Source organism: Bradyrhizobium sp. SZCCHNR1053, assembly GCF_032381235.1.
Taxonomy (GTDB): Bacteria; Pseudomonadota; Alphaproteobacteria; order Rhizobiales; family Xanthobacteraceae; genus Bradyrhizobium.
This window is the reverse complement of the sequence record NZ_JAUHJM010000004.1, coordinates 412,770-431,187: the sequence shown is the minus strand read 5'-3', so window position 1 is coordinate 431,187 and position 18,418 is coordinate 412,770. Positions and strand designations below refer to the sequence as shown.

Genomic DNA, 18,418 nt, shown 5'->3' with positions numbered 1-18,418 from the left:
TTTCCTAGCGGACCGGGACCATGAGTTGGACCGTTCCTTCCTCCACGGCGGACGGTTTGCCGCTTGGTCGCGAAATGGTCAACGTTCGAATTCGACTTTGGCCCCTGCCACGACGCGACATTGCCGGCGAAAACATGCTCCAGAACGCCGAATTTGTCTGCCGTTCCAGCAACAACGCCGATTTCAAGAGCCTGCTCGAAAAATAAAGCGCTTCTGAAAATCAGCAAATCAGGCGTATAAGGTCCGCGTTCCGGTCCGGATGAGGGGCGTACGCGTCGTCACGAGACGTTGGACCGGCAATGCGGTGGACGCGAGGGCATCGGCGCGCATCATGTGTGCGGACGAACGATGGCCTTGCGGACGTGAAATCGCGTGGTCCTGGCCTCCCGGTGCTGAGGCTGGAGGTTGCGGAGTCCTGATGAGCTCTGCGATCGACGGGGTCAATCAAGCCGGTCCCCGGGGAGATCGCGTATAAGCGTTAAAACCTCCGCGCAGGGAATGCCGGGATGTCTCGGCTGACCTGTGGTGACTGCCGCCTGCTTTTTTTCTGCAGGCGGGCCATGGGTGCGGCCAGCGCCCGGCATTCCCTGCGCCCTCATCATTGTCGAGGGCCCGCCTGATGCATGATCCGGACGCCCTGGCGTCGCGGCGATGCTGTGGCTTGCCTGATCGGGATCCCCGCCTGCGGCCCCGCCCCCGGTTGCCAACCGCACGGCGAGCCGCAATAGTCCGCGCTTCCGAGCCGGCCCGACCGGCCCGTTGACCTGGAGGCATGATGATGACGACGAGACCGGCCGCAAAATCATCCGACAAGGATGTCTGGCGCGTCGGCGTGCTGTTCTCGCGCAGCGGCCTGATGGAGGTCACGGAGTCCGAGCACTTCTTCGGCACCGCGCTGGCGATCCAGGAGATCAACCGGGACGGCGGCGTGCTCGGCCGCGAGATCGAGGTCATCGCCTATGATCCGGGCTCGCAGCCGGAAACGTTCCGCAAGCTCGCCGACCGCCTGCTCACCGAGGACGGCGCCTCCGTCATCTTCGGCTGCTCGACCTCGGCCGAGCGCAAGGCGGTGCTGCCGGCGATCGAGCGTCGCAACGGCCTGCTCTGGTACCCCTCGCTCTACGAGGGTTTTGAATATTCGCCGAACGTGATCTACACGGGACCGGCGCCGAACCAGAACGCGTTCCAGCTCGCCGAATACATCGTGCGCAAGCACGGCCCGCGCGTCTATATGATCGGATCGGACTACATCTACCCGCGCGAATCCAACCGCATCATGCGCGACCTCGTCGAGTCCTATGCCGGCCGCGTCGTCGGCGAGCAATATGTGACGATGGAGGCGACCGACGCCGAACTCGCACGCGGGCTCGACTCCATCAGGAACGCCGCGCCCGACGTGGTGTTCTCGACCATCGTCGGCCGTACCGCGCAGCGCTTCTACCGGATGTATGCACAGGCGGGCTTCGATCCGAAGCGGCTGCCCATCGCCAGTCTCACAATGGCTGAAGGCGAGGTCCGCGCCATCGGCGCCGAATACTGCGCGGGTCACCTCACCGCGGCGAGCTATTTCGGTACGCTCGCGCGCGACAGCAACGACCGCTTCAAGGCGGCGTTCGCCGCCGCCTTCGGCCCCGACAAGCCGGTCAGCATGTGGAGCGCCTCGGCCTATGCGCAGATCAAGCTGTTCGCGCTGGCGCTGGCGCAGGCGGGCAGCCTCGACACCCAGAAGCTGGTGGAAGCTGCGCTCGGCCTCAGCCTCGATGCGCCGGAGGGACCGATCCGGATCGATCCCGACAACAACCATGTCTGGGTGACGCCGCGGATCGGGCGCGTGCGCGCCGACGGCCAGTTCGACATCGTCTGGGAGAGCAAGAGCCCGATCAAGCCCGATCCCTACCTCTCGGTGTCGCCGATCGGCGGCCGCTGGCTGAGCGAAGAGGCGCTCTCAGCATGAGGCCGGATGACCGCATGAAGCCCGGCGTGCGCCGGCTCATCGAGGATCTGCGCGGCGCGCGCGTGCTGGTGATTCATCCGCGCGATGCCGAGGGCGACGCGCTGATCGACCAGCTCAAGCGGATCGGCTGCAACGTCCGCGGCGTCTGGCCGCCGCCGGCCGCGATCCCGCACGACATCGACACGGTGTTCCAGCTGATCGAGACGTCGGAGGAAATGATCTTCCCCGAGGGCACCAGCGATCATCCCCTCACCTTCATCGCCATCGTCGACTACGAGAACCCGACCATCCTGAAGCGACTGCTCGACAGCAATGCACATGGCGTCGTCAACAAGCCGATCCGCTCGTTCGGCATCCTGTCGTCGCTGGTGCTGGCGCGCTCGCTGCGCGGCTATACGCGGCGGCTCGAGGGCAAGGTGCAGAAGCTGGAGGAGACCTTGAAGGCGCGGCGCGACGTCGACAAGGCGGTGAAGATCCTGATGGGGCTGAAGCAGGTCGGCGAGGTCGAGGCTTACGAGCTGATCCGCGCGCAGGCGACGCAGAAGCGCGTCGCGATGGCCGACATCGCAATCTCCATCATCAATGCACAGGAGACGCTCGGAGGACTGGGGGTGCTGGATGCGCCGGCCTCGCGCTGAGCGGGTGTTTCCGCGCTCATGCGTTGGGCAGCCGCGGCCCGAAATTTTTGCAGCCGATGGCGTTGACTTCGTATCAAGCATGGGAATTACTTGAGGCCATCGCGGACATCGGATGTCCGCCAATGGCCGGTCGGCCATTTCACATCAGGCTATGCAGCCCTCGCATTGCGCCGCAAGGCGCAGTCGGGGGCTTTTTGTTTGGCGCGCGCGGACCTCGCGAACGCAACGGAGACTCGTGCCTTGACGACGGATGACGACAGCAAAGTGCGGATCGCCTGCATCCAGATGCAGCCGATGGTCGGCGAGTTGGCAACCAACCTCGCCCACAGCCTCGATCTGATCCAACAGGCGGTGGCGCGAGGCGCCAAGCTCGTGGTGCTCCCCGAGCTTGCCTCCTCCGGCTACGTGTTCAAGTCGCGCGAAGAGGCCTTCGCCGCCTCCGAGACTATCCCTGGCGGTCCCGCCGTGACGGCCTGGAGCGAGATCGCGGCCGAGCACGGCCTGCATCTCGTGGCCGGGATCTGCGAGCGCGACGGCGCAAAGCTCTACAACAGCGCGGTGCTGATCGGGCCGAAGGGCTATATCGGCACGTTCCGCAAGGTACACCTGTGGAACGAGGAGAACCTGTATTTCGAGCCCGGCAATCTCGGCTTCCCCGTCTACCACACCGAGATCGGCCGCATCGGCATGGCGATCTGCTACGATGGCTGGTTCCCGGAGAGCTATCGCCTCAACGCGCTGCAGGGCGCCGATATCGTCTGCGTGCCGACCAACTGGGTTCCGATCCCCGGCCAGGTGCCGGGCCGCGAGGCCATGGCCAACATTCTGGCGATGGCGGCGGCGCATTCCAACTCGATCTTCATCGCCTGCGCTGACCGCGTCGGTGTCGAGCGCGGCCAGCCGTTCGAGGGCCAGAGCCTGATCGTCAGCTACACCGGCTGGCCCGTCGCCGGCCCCGCGAGCCGCGATAAGGAGGAGATCGTGATTGCCGACGTCGCGCTCGGCGAGGCCCGCCGCGCCCGCAACTGGAACGCCTTCAACCAGGTCCTGCGCGACCGCCGCTCCGACGTCTATGACGAGATGCTCGGCAGCGAGGTCAAACGGGGTTGGTACTGACTGCTTCACGACAATTTTCATTTCGACCATTCACGGAGGACCATCGATGACGTCGCGTTTGATCACCACCTCGCTGGCGCTCGCCCTTGCGGCAACAGCCCTCTCGCCTGCTCTGGCTGCCGATCCGATCAAGATCGGCGTCCCCGTCGGCCTGTCCGGCGCCAACTCCGTCGTCGCTCCCTCGGTCGTGCAGTCGGCCGAGCTCGCAGTTGAGGAGATCAACGCCAAGGGCGGCGTGCTCGGCCGCAAGCTCGCGCTCGAGGTTGCCGATGACGCCTCGGGCGCCGCCGGCGCGCAGAAGGCATTCGACGCACTGATCTTCCAGAAGAAGGTCAACGTGCTGATCTCGATGGAGACCAGCGCGGCCCGCAATGCCGGCCTGCCGATCGTCGCCCGCGGCAAGACGCCCTACATCTACACCTCGTTCTACGAGGGCAAGTCCTGCAGCCCCTATCTGTATGTCAACGCCTGGGTGCCGGACCAGCAGGTGCCGCCGATCGTCGACTACTTCAACAAGGAGAAGAAGGCGAAGAACTATTTCCTGATCGGCTCCGACTACGCCTTCGGCCGCGGCATGCTCGGCTTCACCAAGAGCTACATCGAGAAGACCGGCGGCAAGGTGGTCGGCGAGGAATATCTGCCGATGGATGGCTCCGACTGGACGTCGATCATCTCCAAGCTCAAGGCATCGGGTGCGGACGCGCTGATCACCTCGACCGCGGGCGGCGCACCAAACGTGACACTGACCAAGCAGCTGCGCGCCGCCGGCGTGAATCTGCCTTACGGCAACCTCGCCGTCGACGAGGGCACCGCCAAGGGCATGGGCGCTGATGCCGCCGGCATCTTCCTCTCCGCCTCCTACGTAACCGGCATCGACACGCCCGCCAACAAGACGTTCCTGGCGGCGATGGCCAAGAAGTTCGGCGCCGAGCTCAAGACGCCGAACGATCTCTCGGTCCCGGAATATGAGGCGGTCTACGCCTACAAGGCGGCGGTCGAGAAGGCCGGCAGCACCGACCAGGACAAGGTCCTGAAGGCGTTGGCCGAGGTCTCGGTCGACGGCCCGCGCGGCACGATCAGGATGGACAAGCAGCGCCATGCGCCGCTGACCATGTATCTCGGCCAGGTCCAGGCCGACGGCAGCGTGAAGGTGATCCAGAGCTTCCAGAACGTCGATCCCGGCGCGCAGTGCCCGGGCAAGTCCTGATCGCGTATGCTCCCGCGGGGCGGACGCGCGTCCGCCTCGCAACCTCTCGACTGGAAATGACCATGCTGACCGTCGCCCTTGATGCCGTCACGACGGCCGCCATGCTCTTCATCATCGCCGCCGGTCTCCTGATCGTGTTCGGCGTCATGAAGATCATCAATTTCGCCCATGCCGCCTTTCTCACCATCGGCGCCTATGCCGCGCTGGTCGGCACGCAGTTGAACCTGCCCTGGTTCCTGATCCTGCCGCTTGCCTTTGCTGCCGGCGCCGTCTGCGGCGGGGTCACCGAGGTCGTGATCGTGCGGCGTCTCTACAAGCGCCCGCTCGATGCGATCCTCGCCACCTGGGGACTCGGAATCGTTCTCGGACAGCTCATTACGTTGATGTTCGGCCGCGAGGTCCAGTTCGTGCAGGCGCCAATCTCAGGCACGATCCATCTGTTCGGGGCGGACTATTCGGCCTACCGGCTGGTGATGATCGTCGCGGCCATCATTGTCGGCCTGCTGTTCACCGCCCTGCTCAACGGGACGCGGCTCGGCCTGTCGACCAAGGCCGTGATCATGAACGAAATGCTGGCGCAGGGCCTCGGCGTCGATTCCTCGCGCGTCAGGCTCATCACCTTCGCGCTCGGCAGCGGGCTCGCTGCGCTTTCGGGCGCGCTGATCACGCCGCTGTCGAGCGTCGATCCGAACATGGGCGTGCCCTGGCTGATCGGCGCGTTCATGCTGGTCATGGTGTCCGGCGGCTCGCTGCTGGCACTGGCCGGCTCCTGTGCCGTGCTCGGCACGCTGCAGGTGCTGGTCTCGACCTTTGTCAATCCGATCCTCGGCGGCCTTACCATTGCGATCTGCGCCGCCATCGTGCTGCGGATCCGGCCGGAGGGTTTTGCCCGTGCCTGATGCGCGCCCCCTCGCCTCGCCCGAGACGCCCGCAATGAGCCGTGCGATGCCGCGCATGATCGTCCCGGTGGTGCTCGTGGCCATCGCGGCCGGCGTGATCGTCATCGCGCCACTGCTGCTCGATACCTACCTCGTGAACATCCTGGTACGTGCCTGCTTCGTCGCCATCGCCGCCATTACCGTCGACATCATGTGGGGCTATTGCGGCACGCTGACCTTCGGCCAGTCCGCGTTCTTTGGCATCGGCGCCTATGCGCTCGCAATCATGTTCACCGAATATGGCTTCGGCACCTGGCAGGTGTGTGCAGCGATCGCCGCCGCGGTTGCCGTCGCTGCGGCGGTGGCTGCCTTCACCGGCTGGCTGTCGTTCTATCCCGGCTCGACACCGCTCTACGCCTCGGTGATCTCTCTGGTGGTGCCGATCGTGCTGGTGCAGATCCTCTATTCCGGCGGCACCTTCACCGGCTCGTCCAGCGGCCTCGTCGGCTTCGAGAGCTTCGATCTGGAGATCGAGACCTGGCTGCGCCTCGCCGGACTCGGGCTGCTTGCCACGGCCGTGCTGGCGCTCATCCTGATGCGCAGCGACACCGGGCGCCTGCTTGCAGCGCTGCGCGACAACGACGCGCGCTGCACCTATCTCGGCATCGACACCTCGCGGCTGCGCATCATCGTACTCGTGCTGTCCGCGATCGTCTCCGCGCTGGCCGGCTTCTTCTATGCCGGATTCGGCGGCGTCGCCGCGCCCGAGAACGCGAGCTTCGCCTTCGGAACCAACCTCGTGATCATGGTCGCGCTCGGCGGCCGCGGCACCGTGATCGGTCCGGTGATCGGCGCGCTTTGCATCGAGGTGGCGAGCGCCTACCTTGCCAATAGCCTCCCCTATGTGTGGGAGCTGATCGTCGGGCTTGCGCTGATCATCGTGATCCTTGTCTTCCCGGACGGCCTGCTTGGCGCTGTGATGCGCCTGTTCAAGCGCGGTGGTTCGGGACGGAGCACTGCGACGACGCTGCGCCCGGCCGCCGCCGCCACGGCGGTCAGCAATCCGGACGCCGTTGCAATCGAAGTTCGCGCACTCGGCAAGCACTATGGCAGTCTCGCAGTGCTGGACGGCGTGCAGTTCACGGCATATCGCGGCGAATTGCTGAGCCTCGTCGGTCCCAACGGGGCCGGCAAGACCACCTTAATCCGTTGCCTCTCCGACGGCCGCGAGCGCTCGACCGGCGACGTCGCGATCGCCGGCCGTGACATTGCGCGACTGCCGCCGGATCGCGTCGTCCGTTTTGGTCTCGGGCGCAAGTTCCAGACGGCTTCGGTGTTCGAGACGCTGACCGTGGCCGAGTGCCTGCGCGTCGCGCGGACACATGCTGATCCTCCTGCAATGACGTCGCGCGCGGTGACGCTGGCGCTGCCGCCTGCAGCCATGTCGGTCGTCGAACGCTCCGGGCTCAGCGAGCGGCTCGATGAGGAAGCGCGCAATCTGAGCCACGGGCTCAAGCAGGCACTCGAGCTCGCGATGGTGCTGTCGCTCGAGCCCGACGTGCTGCTGCTGGATGAGCCAACCGCCGGACTGACGCGCGCGGAACGGCAGAGCTTCGCAGACATCCTCACCGCCCTCGCCCGTCGCGACCGGCTCTGCATCCTCCTGGTCGAGCACGATCTCGATTTTGTCCGCGAGATCTCCTCGCGCATCATCGTGCTGCACCAGGGGCGCCTCGCACTCGACGGCTCGGTCGACGAGGTCGTGAACAGCGATCTGGTACGCGAGATATATACCGGCCAGCACGCGCCGCATGCGGAGGCCACGGCATGAGCGCGACGCTGGAAGTCACCGAGCTGGCGAGCGGCTATGGCTCGTCGGAGGTCATCAGCAATGTCGGCTTTGCACTGGCAAAGGCCGAGACGCTTGCCATCGTCGGCAAGAACGGCATGGGCAAGACCTCGCTGCTCAAGGCCATCGTCGGCTTCCTGCCGGCCTGGCGCGGCCGAGTGAAACTTGCAGGCAAGGACGTGACGCGGGTGGCGCCGCATCTGAAGCGGAAGATGGGGCTGGTCTATGTTCCCCAGGAACATGCGCTGTTCCAGGACCTGTCGGTGCGCGACAATCTCAGACTTGGGGTGCTCACGGACGATGACATGACCGCGCGTTTCGAGCAGGTCGGCGGCTGGTTTCCGGTGCTGACCAAGCGGCTGAGCCAGCGGGCCGGCACGCTGTCCGGCGGCGAGCAGAAGATGCTGATCGTGGCGCGCGCGCTGATGGCGAAGCCCGACGTGCTGCTGCTCGACGAGGTCACGGAAGGTCTGCAGCCGTCCGTCGTCGACCGGCTGTCCGAGGTGCTGGTGCGGGTCCGGCGCGAGATCGGCACCTCCATGATCGTGGTCGAGCAGCATCTGCCGTTCGCGCTTTCGATCAGCGACAGATACCTCGTGTTCAAGCGCGGCGAGATCGTCGATGCCGCCGCAGTCGATCGTGACTCCGCCGCGCGCATCGACGAGCACATGCGCATCTAGTGGACCCGTCGCCGCGAGAACAGCGAGATCAGGACCGGCAGCGTGATGAGGATGACCACCGGCGCCAGCATCATGCCGGTGACCACGACGATCGCAAGCGGCTTCTGCACCTGCGAGCCGATGCCGGTCGACACCGCGGCCGGCATCAGGCCGATGCCGGCGACGACGCAGGTCATCAGCACCGGACGAAGCTGCAATTCGCCGGTGCGGATGACCGCCTCGATGCGGTCGACGCCCTCGTCGATCAGCTGGTTAAACTGCGACAGGATGATGATGCCGTCCATCACGGCGATGCCGAACAGCGCGATGAAGCCGATCGCGGCCGACACGCTGAACGGAATGCCCGACAACACGAGGCCGACGACGCCGCCGAAGATCGCCATCGGGATCACGCTCATCGCCAGCAGCGTGTCGACCATCGAGCCGAAATTGAACCACAAGAGCACGCCGATCAGAGCGAGGCTGATCGGCACCACGATCGACAACCGTTTGATTGCGTCCTGCAGATTGCCGAACTCGCCGACCCACTCGACGCGTGAGCCCGGCGGCAACTGCACCTGCTCGGCGACCTTCTGCTGCGCCTCCTGGATCGCACTGCCGAGATCGCGCTCGCGGACCGAGAACTTGATCGGCAGATAGCGCTCCTGCTGCTCGCGATAGATATAGGCCGCGCCCGAGACCAGCTTGATGGTCGCGACCTCGCTCAGCGGAATCTGGGTGATGCCGTTCGGCCCCTGCGCGCCGATGCGCAAATTCTCGATCGCCTCCGCACTCTTGCGATATTCCGGCGCCAGACGGACGATGATCGGGAAATGCCGGTCGCTGCCCGGCTCGTAGAGATCGCCCGCAGTGTCGCCGCCGATCGCCACCTTGATGGTGGCGTTGATGTCGCCGGGCGCCAGCCCATAGCGTGCAGCCTTGGCGCGGTCGATGTCGATCTGGACCGTCGGCTGTCCGAGCGAGGTGAACACCGCAAGGTCGGTGACGCCCTGCACGGTGGACAGCACCTGCTTGATCTTGTTGGCGGTGTCCGTCAGCGCCTGCAGATCATTGCCATAGAGCTTGATCGAGTTCTCACCCTTCACGCCGGACACGGCTTCCGAGACGTTGTCCTGCAGATATTGCGAGAAGTTGAACTCGACACCGGGAAAGCGGTCGTCGAGCTGCTTCAGCAGCTCCGCAGTGAGCTGGTCCTTGTCCTTGGTGCCGGGCCAGTCCTTGACCGGCTTCAGCGGCGCGAAGAACTCGGCATTGAAGAAGCCCGCGGCATCGGTGCCGTCGTCGGGACGGCCGTGCTGCGAGACCACCGCATCGACCTCGGGCCGCGCGCGGATGATCTTGCGCATCTCGTTGACGTAGGCGTTGCCTTCCTGCAGCGAGATCGTCGGCGGCAGGGTCGCACGGATCCAGAGATTGCCCTCCTCCAGCTTGGGCAGGAATTCCAAGCCCAGCAGTCGGCCAACCACCACCGTCAGCAATACGAGGCCGATCGCGCCGGTCATCACCAGGTTGCGATTGCCGACAGCCCAGCGCAGCACCGGCGAATAGATCGCGTGCAGCAGCCGCATCAGCCGCGTCTCGGTCTCCTCGACATGCGCCGGAAGGATGATCGCACTGAGCGCGGGCGTGACCGTGAAGGTCGCGAGCAGACCGCCGGCGAGCGCATAGGCGTAGGTGCGCGCCATCGGCCCAAAGATGTTGCCCTCGACGCCGCTGAGCGTGAACAGCGGCAGAAACGCGGCGATGATGATGGCTGCGGCAAAGAAGATCGAGCGCGACACGTCCGCCGCGGCCGACAGGATCGCGTGGCCCTTCATGCCCATCATCGTTTCCGGTGAGATGTGGCTCTCCTCGGCTGCCGATAGCGGCGTGGTCTGCGTCAGCCGGCGGAAGATCGCCTCGACCATAATCACGGTGGCATCGACGATCAGGCCGAAATCGATTGCACCGACCGACAGCAGGTTGGCGGACTCGCCGCGCAGCACCAGGATGATGACGGCAAAGAACAGCGCGAACGGAATGGTGGCGCCGACGATCAGCGCGCTGCGCAGATTGCCCAGGAAAATCCACTGCAGCAGCACGATCAGGCCGATGCCGACGACCATGTTGTGCAGCACGGTATGGGTCGTGGTGTCGATCAGGTCCTTGCGGTCGTAGATGCGCTCGATACGCACGCCCGGCGGCAGGATCGTCGAATTGTTGATCTGATCGACCAGTTGCTCGACGCGGGCGATCGTCGGCGAGCTCTGCTCGCCGCGCCGCATCAGCACAATGCCCTGGACGATGTCGTCGTTGTCGTTGAGGCCGGCGATGCCGAGCCGCGGCTTCTCCGCTACCGTGACGTTGGCGACGTCCTTCACCAGCACCGGGTTGCCGCCGCTCTGCGACACCATGGTGTTGGCGAGGTCGTCCATCGAGCGGATCAGGCCGACACCGCGCACGACCGCCGACTGCGTGCCGATCTCGACCGTGTTGCCGCCGACGTTGATGTTGGAGTTGCCGACCGCCTGCAAGAGCTGCGGCAGGGTCAGGCCGTTCGCGACGAGCTTGTTGAAGTCGACCTGGATCTCATAGGTCTTGGTCTTGCCGCCCCAGCCGGTGACGTCGATGACGCCAGGCACCGCGCGGAAGCGGCGCTGTAGCACCCAGTCCTGCAAGGTCTTGAGGTCGAGCACGCTGTAGCCCGGCGGACCGCGCAAGCGATAGCGATAGATTTCGCCGACCGCGCTGAGCGGTGAGATCTGCGGCGTGACGTTGCCCGGCAGCGGCGACAGTTGCGACAGGCGATTCAGCACCTGCTGCAAGGCTTCATCGTAGGTGTAGTCGAACGAGAACTGCAGCTTGACGTCGGACAGGCCGTACAGCGAGATCGTGCGGATGGTGCGCAGGTTCTTGATGCCCGCGACCTGGGTCTCGATCGGGATCGTAATGTAGCGCTCGATCTCCTCGGCCGAGAGGCCGGGGCTCTGCGTCACGATGTCGACCATCGGCGGGGTCGGATCTGGATAGGCCTCGATGTTGAGCTGGCGGAATGCGATCAGACCTCCGATCAGGACGGCGACGAACATTCCGACCATCAGGAAGCGCCGCTGAACGGCGATGGCGACGAGACGGTCCATTCAGATCGGCACTTTCAGGAAGACAGGCAGGAGAAGCGCATGTCAGCTGCCCGAGGCTGCGCGATCGATGAACAGGCTGCCCTTGGTGACGATCTGCTCGCCGGCGCTCAGATTGCTTTCGACCGCGACCTGATCGCCATTGATCAAACCGGTCTTGATCTTGCGCAGCTCGATCGACTTGTCGGGGCGAGCGACCCAGACGCGGACCTGATTGCCTTCGTAGATCAGCGCCTGCCGGGGCACCGCGACCGCGGGCTGTTCGCCTGGCGAATAGATCGTCACGTTGGCGAACATCTCCGGCTTCAGCTGGCCATCCTTGTTGTCGATGGTGGCGCGGACCAGGAGCCGCCGGGTCGCCGGGTCGATCGATGCGGCGACGTAGTTGATGCTGGCCTTGAGCGGCCGGCCGGGCAGCGCCAGCACGTTGACGAGAATCTCCTCGCCGACGTTCACCAGCGCCGCATCGCTCTCGCGGACGAAGGCCGTCAGCCAGACGGTGGAGAGATCACCGATCACGAATACCGGGTCGCTCGCACCGGAATTGACATATTGTCCAGGGCCGACCTTGCGCTGCACGACCGTGCCGGCGATCGGCGAGTAGATGGTGATCTCGCGATCGATCACGCCCTTGCTCTGGAAATCGGTGATCGCGACCTCGGTGAAGCCGAGGATGCGCAGCTTGTTGCGCGCGGCCTCCAGCGCCGTTTGTGACGACCGCATGTCATTCTGAGCCTGAACGGAGGTCGCCTCCGCCTGCTGGAAATCCTTCAGCGGGATCGCCCGGCCTTCGAACAGGTCCTTGGCGCGCTTGTACTGGATGTCGGCGAGGTCGAGGGCAGACTTCGCCTTGTTCATCGCGGTGATGGCGGCGATGAAATCGTTCTGCGCCTGCACGGTGTCGGCGGCCTCGATCACGAACAGCGGCTGGCCCTGGCGCACGGTTTCGCCGGGACGGGCGAGCAGCTTGGTGACACGGCCGGCATAGGGCGAGAAAACCGGTGTCGAACGATCCTCGTCGACGGCAACCTTGCCCTCGGTAATATGCTCGGCACGAAATATCTTCTCGCACACCGGCTCGATCGTCAGCGTCGACCATTCCGCCGCCGATGGCGTGAAGCTGGTGCCGTTGCGTTTGGACTGGCTGGAGAGCTCGATATTGTCCTTCGCAGCCGTTCCCGACCGGAACTGCATGTAGCCATAGCCGCCCGCGCCGGCCATCGCCAGGGCAGCAAGGCCGATCAGCAGCCGCTTGGTGCTGAGCATCTGCGGAGATGGGTTCATGTCAGACGCCATGGCTGGTCAGATCGGCTCGCTTTATCGGTCGACGATTCCGGCTCTGGCGGTCTCATCGTTGCGCTAATAGTGCGGAACTGGAGCTTTAAACAACCTAAAAATCGCCCAACCCGCCTCTGTTTTGCTTTAAAAATTTGAAAGTTGAACGACAGCCGTTCAGCCTGCATTCAGCTGGTTCCGGGCAATCGCGGTTTCACCGCGACGCACCATGGACGCATCGAGCGCGCGGCGGATCGCCGTGACGGTGTTGCCAGTCTGTAGGCCAACCTCCGCGGGTACGCACCTACTCCAGCCTGACGCCCATGCTCCGGATTTGCGTTCCAGCTCGGACGGGCTCGCAACGTTGCGCGTGTCCGCAAAAATCGGGTCATGGTTTCCATGGCCCTGCGATGGGTGATGGTCCATCGTGCGATCATCCGTTGCAGCTTCGATCCGTTGACTGTGACACGCACATGAATACGTCGTCTCGCGGCGCGGATGCGCCCGAGTCTTGCCGATCGTTTCACCCTCTCGTGAAGAGGGCGCAGGGAAGGCCAGGCGCCGGCTGACGCCTGCGAGAAAAAATGCAGGCGGCAGGTACCACAGGTGCAGCCGAGAACGCCCGGCCTTCCCTGCGCGATGGTTTTCACGTTTACTGCGTACTCTCCCCGGTGTCCGGCTTTTAGCCACCGTCGCCGGCGGGATCATCACCCGCGGACTTGGCGCCAGCATCGGGGCGCCAGGACCATACGCCTTCACGTCCGCAAGCCTGCCGTTCGTCCGCGCAAGGCCTCGCCCCACGCTGCGGCATCTCACAGCCATCGCTCCCCGCCCCGCGTGTCGTGACGATCGCGCGCAACGCCCGCTTCTTCGATGGAGCGGGATGGGCGGAATAGAGCATAGTTTCTGAAAAAAAGAAAGTAGAATTTTGGGGCGCGCACGTCGAAATTTCTGGAACTCTGAATCGCGTCGCTGCGCTCCTCCCAGATGACGGTGGGTATCGTACCGCGGCCGGTGGGCACGTCGCGACGCGCGATGCGCGCAGCGTCTTTGCCCACCCTACGCACAGCGGCTCATGATGAAGCCGTAGGGTGGGCAAAGGCGCTTCGGGCGATGCGAAGCATCGCACGAGGTGCCGTGCCCACCGTCTCACTCCCCAAACGAACCAGCAATCTCCTTGACGTCTCCTCCCCAATCCGCAGCGAGCCAGCCGCGCTCGACGAAGCGATGGAAGCTGCTGTGCGGCCAGTCTGCGACCCGGGAGACATGACCATGCTTGACGGGATTGAAATGGATGTAGTCGATATGGCGCGCGAGATCGGCATCATCGCGAATGGCATGCTCCCAATAGCGGCGCTGCCAGATTCCCTTCTCGCGTTTGGCTGAGAGGCTGCGCGAATGCTTCTGAGACTTCAGACCACGAGAGAAGCCGCTCTTGATCAAAGCCCAGCGGATCGGATAATCGGCGTCGTCGTCTGGCAATGCCCAGACCACATGAAGATGATCAGGCAGCACGCAGATTGCGATCGTTTCGAAGGGGCGTCGTTCTTGGGCGACGCGATAGCAAGATCGGAAGCGATCGATCTGTTCGACGAGCAGATGACTCGTGCGATCTTTCAGGACGACGGTGAAGAAGAATAGGCCGCCTTTGATGGACGCTCTGCGATAGTTCGGCATCATCAGCTCCATCTCGCTCTGCGGCCGGTGGGCACGTCACGACGCGCGATGCGCGCCGTGCCTTTGCCCACCCTACGAGATCATGTTCAACCGGAGTGAACACGACAGCACCTCAATGAAAATCCCGCGAGCGCGGCAGGATGCGGACGTTGCGGGGGTGGCTGACGCGCTGGGAGGGAGTGTCGAGGTGATCGCGGCGGTCGTCGTTGAGCGGCTCGGCCGGCATCGGGCCGTGCGGCACGGCACCGAGACGATCGTTCGACAACAAGGCGAGATCGGCGCTGCGGTCGACCAGGCGCTCGGCGACGAGATGCACGACCTTCTCGGGGCTGCTCTGGATGCGGCCTTCGACCAGCACGAGGCGCGCGCCCATCACCTCCTTGCGGAAGGTCTCCATCACCTTCGGCCACACCACGATGTTGGCGATGCCGGTCTCGTCCTCCAGGGTCATGAACACGACGCCCTTGGCGCTGCCCGGCCGCTGCCGCACCAGCACCACGCCGGCGCAACGGACGCGACGGCGGTCGTTGGCGTGGTTGACGTCGCGGCAGGCCAGCACGCCTTCCGTAACGAAGCGCTGGCGCAGGAACTCCATCGGGTGGCCCTTCAACGACAGGCGGATGGTCTGATAGTCCGCGACCACGTGCTCCGGCAGCGGCATCTCGGGCAGCGGCTTGGCGCCCTCGTCCGGCTGCTCGCGGGCGATCGCGGCCTCGAACAGCGGCAGCGGCACATCGTCGGGCAGCCGGCGCACGGCCCAGAGCGCGGCACGACGGTCGAGCCCGAGCGAGCGGAACGCATCGGCATCGGCCAGCAGCAGCAGCGCGCGCTTGGGCAGAGCGGTGTCGCGGGCGAAGTCTTCCAGCGAGGTGAAGGGCCCGCGGGCGCGCGCCTTGATGATGCGGTCGGCCCAGTCGTCGTCCTGGAGAAAGATGCCGGCCTGTCCCTCGCTGTCATTCCTGGGCAACGCGACAGCGTCGAGCGCTCGAAACGTATCAACGGCTTGTGAGTAAAGAACGCCTCCTTCCGCAGCGTCATTCCGGGGCGCCCGGAGGGCGAGCCCGGAATCTCGAGATTCCGGGTTCGATGCCCCGGTCAAAACAGCTTCGCTGTTTTGACTCGTCGCATCGCCCCGGAATGACGGTGGGGAGAGAGCTTGCGCATCATCCTGCAATGACAATGCGGAAGCGACTTGAGCCTCGCTCCGCATCACCTCCGACAATCGCTTGATCCGCTCCTCGTCGCGGTCGATCCAGCGGAAACCGTCGATCTGGCGGAAGCCGAGGCGGACGGCGCAGTATTTGCTACCCATTTCCTCCAGCGTGTTGTCGGCGAAGCTGTGGGACACGTCGATGTTCCGGATCTCGACGCCATTCTTGCGGGCGTCGCCGACGATCTGCGCCGGTGCGTAGAAGCCCATCGGCTGCGAGTTGAGCAATGCGCAGCAGAACGCGTCGGGATGGAAGCATTTCAGCCAGGACGAGACATAGACGAGCTGGGCGAAGCTCGCGGCATGGCTTTCCGGAAAGCCGTAGGAGCCAAACCCCTTGATCTGGTCGAAGCAGCTCTTGGCAAAGGCCGGATCGTAGCCGCGCGCGATCATGTTGCCGACCATCTTCTCCTCGTAGGAGCCGATGGTGCCGACGTTGCGGAACGTCGCCATCGCGCGGCGCAGGCCGTTGGCTTCCTCCGACGAGAACTTTGCGGCCTCGATCGCGATCCGCATCGCCTGCTCCTGGAACAGCGGCACGCCGAGCGTCTTGTGCAGCACCTTGTAAAGCTCGTCTTTCGGGCCGTTTGCCGGCGATGGATAGCTGACCTTTTCGAGACCGTTCCGGCGCCGCAGATACGGATGGACCATGTCGCCCTGGATTGGTCCGGGCCGGACGATCGCGACCTCGATGACGAGGTCGTAGAAGGTGCGCGGCTTCAGCCGCGGCAACATGTTCATCTGCGCCCGGCTCTCGACCTGGAACACGCCGAGCGACTCGCCCCGCTGCAGCATTTGGTAGACTTCGTTGTCGTCCTCGGACCGGATATCGGAAAGCACGTATCGCTGGCCCTTGTGATCGGCGATCAGGTCGAAGCATTTGCGGATGCAGGTCAGCATGCCCAGCGCCAGCACGTCGACCTTCATCATGGACAACGCATCGACGTCGTCCTTGTCCCATTCGATGAAGGTGCGGTCGTCCATCGCGGCATTGCCGATCGGCACGTAGCTGTCGAGCCGGTCCTGGGTCAGCACGTAGCCGCCGACATGCTGTGACAGGTGCCGCGGAAAGGTGATCAGCTCCGATGCCAGCTCCACGGCGCGGCGGATCATCGGATTGGTTGGATCGAGCCCGGCCTGGCGCACCTGCATGTCGGAGAGGCCGTCGCCCCAGCTGCCCCACACGGTGTCGGCGAGCACCGACGTGACGTCCTCGGTCAGGCCCAGCGCCTTGCCGACGTCGCGGATGGCGCTGCGCGGGCGATAATGGATGACGGTGGCGATGATCGCCGCGCGGTGCCGGCCGTAGCGGCGATAGACATATTGCATCACCTCCTCGCGCCGCGAATGCTCGAAATCGACGTCGATGTCGGGCGGCTCCAGCCGCTCCTTGGAGATGAAGCGCTCGAACAGCAGATCGATCTTGGTCGGATCGACCGAGGTGATGCCGAGCACGTAGCACACGGCCGAGTTCGCCGCTGAGCCGCGGCCCTGACACAGGATGCCCTGGCTGCGGGCGTAGCGGACGATGTCGTGAACCGTGAGGAAATAATGCGCGTAGTTGAGCTCGGCGATCAGCGCCAGCTCCTTGTCGAGGACTGCGCGCAGGCGGTCGTCGAGATCATCACCGAAATAGGTTTTGGCGCCGGCCCAAGTCAGGTCCTGCAGATGCCCCTGCGCGGTCTTGCCCGGCGGCACCGGCTCGTCGGGGTACTGGTATTTGAGCTGGTCGAGCGAGAAGACGATGCGGTCGGTGAAGCGGATGGTCTCGGCAATCGCACCGGGATGATCGCGGAACAGCCGCGCCATCTCGTGTCCCGGCTTGAGGTGGCGCTCGGCATTGACTTGGAGCCTTCGGCCGATGGCCTCGATCGAGGCTTTCTCGCGGATGCAGGTCAGCACGTCCTGCAGCATCCGCTGCTGGGGATGATGATACAGCACGTCATTGGTGGCGATCAGCGGCACCTTGACCGATGCGGCGAGACGCGCCAGCCGCGCCAGCCGGCGGCGGTCGTCGCCACGATAGAGCAGGCTGCCGGCGAGCCACACGCCTTCGGCGCGGCTGTCCTTCAGCCGCGTCAGGACTTCGCTGATGACAGCCTCGTCGAAGCGATGCGGCGGCATCAGCACCAGGAGCTGCCCCTCGATTGAATCAAACAGATCCTCGAAGGTCAGGCGGCAATCGCCCTTGGCGACCTTGTCGAGATCGCTGCCGCGCTTGCCGCGGGTGAGCAGCTGGCACAGCCGGCCATAGGCCGCGCGGTCGCGCGGATAAACCAGGATGTCCGGCGTGCCGCAGCTGAAGACGAGCCGCGCGCCGTAGAGCAGCTTCGGCTTGTAGCTCAGCCGGTCATTGCCGAGCTCGCTATAGGCGCGCACGATGCCGGCCAGCGTGTTGTGGTCGGCGATGCCGATGGCTTCGAGGCCGTACGCGGCGGCCTGGTGCACGTAGTCCTGCGGATGCGAGCCACCCTGCAGGAAGGAGAAGTTGGTGGTGATGCCGATCTCGGCATAGGGGACGGGGGTCATGGCGCGACCGCGCAGGCTGTTTCCGTGACAGCGCGTTGCCCGCCTCCTGCAGGTGATTTGCCCCAACGCACCGGCTTGCACAGCTGCCCACCCTCCCCTGGAGGGGGAGGGTCGACGCGCGCAGAGCGCGCGGCGGGGTGGGGTGAGCCCAGCAACCGGTTGTCATTGCGCCAGCTCTTCTCAGCTGCCGGTAAGTTGGCCTCGAGGACAACGGGCAGCGCAAACGCGGATGGTCTGTCACCCCACCCCGGCTCGCATGCACGCATGCGAGCCGACCCTCCCCCTCCAG

Annotated in this window: 12 protein-coding genes; 8 read left to right on the top strand and 4 right to left on the bottom strand. The window is 64.9% G+C overall.

Features of this window, described 5'->3' with window-relative positions:
* The first annotated feature begins 20 nt into the window (after positions 1 to 20).
* The 8 genes from QX051_RS13940 to QX051_RS13905 all read left to right on the top strand — a co-directional run bounded on the left by QX051_RS13940 (position 21) and on the right by QX051_RS13905 (position 8,322).
* On the top strand, positions 21 to 206 hold the full coding sequence (locus tag QX051_RS13940; RefSeq protein WP_315737329.1) for a hypothetical protein: 186 nt from the start codon (positions 21 to 23) through the stop codon (positions 204 to 206).
* Between the two features lie 572 nt (positions 207 to 778).
* On the top strand, positions 779 to 1,954 hold the full coding sequence (locus tag QX051_RS13935; RefSeq protein WP_315776512.1) for a transporter substrate-binding domain-containing protein: 1,176 nt from the start codon (positions 779 to 781) through the stop codon (positions 1,952 to 1,954).
* Positions 1,955 to 1,968: 14 nt separating this feature from the next.
* Positions 1,969 to 2,592 carry an ANTAR domain-containing response regulator gene (locus QX051_RS13930; protein WP_231326261.1) on the top strand — a complete coding sequence of 208 codons (624 nt, stop codon included), beginning with the start codon at positions 1,969 to 1,971 and terminating at the stop codon, positions 2,590 to 2,592.
* A gap of 240 nt (positions 2,593 to 2,832) precedes the next feature.
* Positions 2,833 to 3,708: a nitrilase family protein gene (locus QX051_RS13925; protein ID WP_315776511.1), complete on the top strand. Its 876-nt coding sequence runs from the start codon at positions 2,833 to 2,835 to the stop codon at positions 3,706 to 3,708.
* A 46-nt stretch (positions 3,709 to 3,754) separates the two neighbouring features.
* A complete protein-coding gene (locus QX051_RS13920; RefSeq protein WP_315776510.1) occupies positions 3,755 to 4,915 on the top strand; it encodes a substrate-binding protein in 1,161 nt (386 codons plus the stop codon).
* Between the two features lie 62 nt (positions 4,916 to 4,977).
* Positions 4,978 to 5,814, top strand: coding sequence for a branched-chain amino acid ABC transporter permease (locus QX051_RS13915; RefSeq protein WP_315776508.1), 837 nt, complete (start codon positions 4,978 to 4,980; stop codon positions 5,812 to 5,814).
* Between the two features lie 34 nt (positions 5,815 to 5,848).
* On the top strand, positions 5,849 to 7,624 hold the full coding sequence (locus QX051_RS13910; RefSeq protein WP_315776507.1) for a branched-chain amino acid ABC transporter ATP-binding protein/permease: 1,776 nt from the start codon (positions 5,849 to 5,851) through the stop codon (positions 7,622 to 7,624).
* A complete protein-coding gene (locus QX051_RS13905; RefSeq protein WP_315737322.1) occupies positions 7,621 to 8,322 on the top strand; it encodes an ABC transporter ATP-binding protein in 702 nt (233 codons plus the stop codon). The genes QX051_RS13910 and QX051_RS13905 overlap by 4 nt, the downstream gene beginning before the upstream one ends.
* On the opposite strand, the gene QX051_RS13900 is transcribed toward QX051_RS13905, so the two are convergent.
* The 4 genes from QX051_RS13900 to QX051_RS13885 all read right to left on the bottom strand — a co-directional run bounded on the left by QX051_RS13900 (position 8,319) and on the right by QX051_RS13885 (position 18,129).
* Complete coding sequence (locus QX051_RS13900) at positions 8,319 to 11,441, bottom strand: CusA/CzcA family heavy metal efflux RND transporter (RefSeq protein WP_315776506.1); 3,123 nt, start codon at positions 11,439 to 11,441, stop codon at positions 8,319 to 8,321. The genes QX051_RS13905 and QX051_RS13900 overlap by 4 nt on opposite strands.
* A gap of 42 nt (positions 11,442 to 11,483) precedes the next feature.
* A complete protein-coding gene (locus tag QX051_RS13895) occupies positions 11,484 to 12,722 on the bottom strand; it encodes an efflux RND transporter periplasmic adaptor subunit (protein ID WP_409998095.1) in 1,239 nt (412 codons plus the stop codon).
* A gap of 1,140 nt (positions 12,723 to 13,862) precedes the next feature.
* The gene (locus QX051_RS13890; RefSeq protein ID WP_316227545.1) at positions 13,863 to 14,390 is read right to left on the bottom strand and encodes an REP-associated tyrosine transposase; all 528 of its coding nucleotides are present in this window, start codon (positions 14,388 to 14,390) and stop codon (positions 13,863 to 13,865) included.
* Between the two features lie 112 nt (positions 14,391 to 14,502).
* Complete coding sequence (locus QX051_RS13885; RefSeq protein WP_315776502.1) at positions 14,503 to 18,129, bottom strand: error-prone DNA polymerase; 3,627 nt, start codon at positions 18,127 to 18,129, stop codon at positions 14,503 to 14,505.
* Positions 18,130 to 18,418 lie beyond the last annotated feature (289 nt).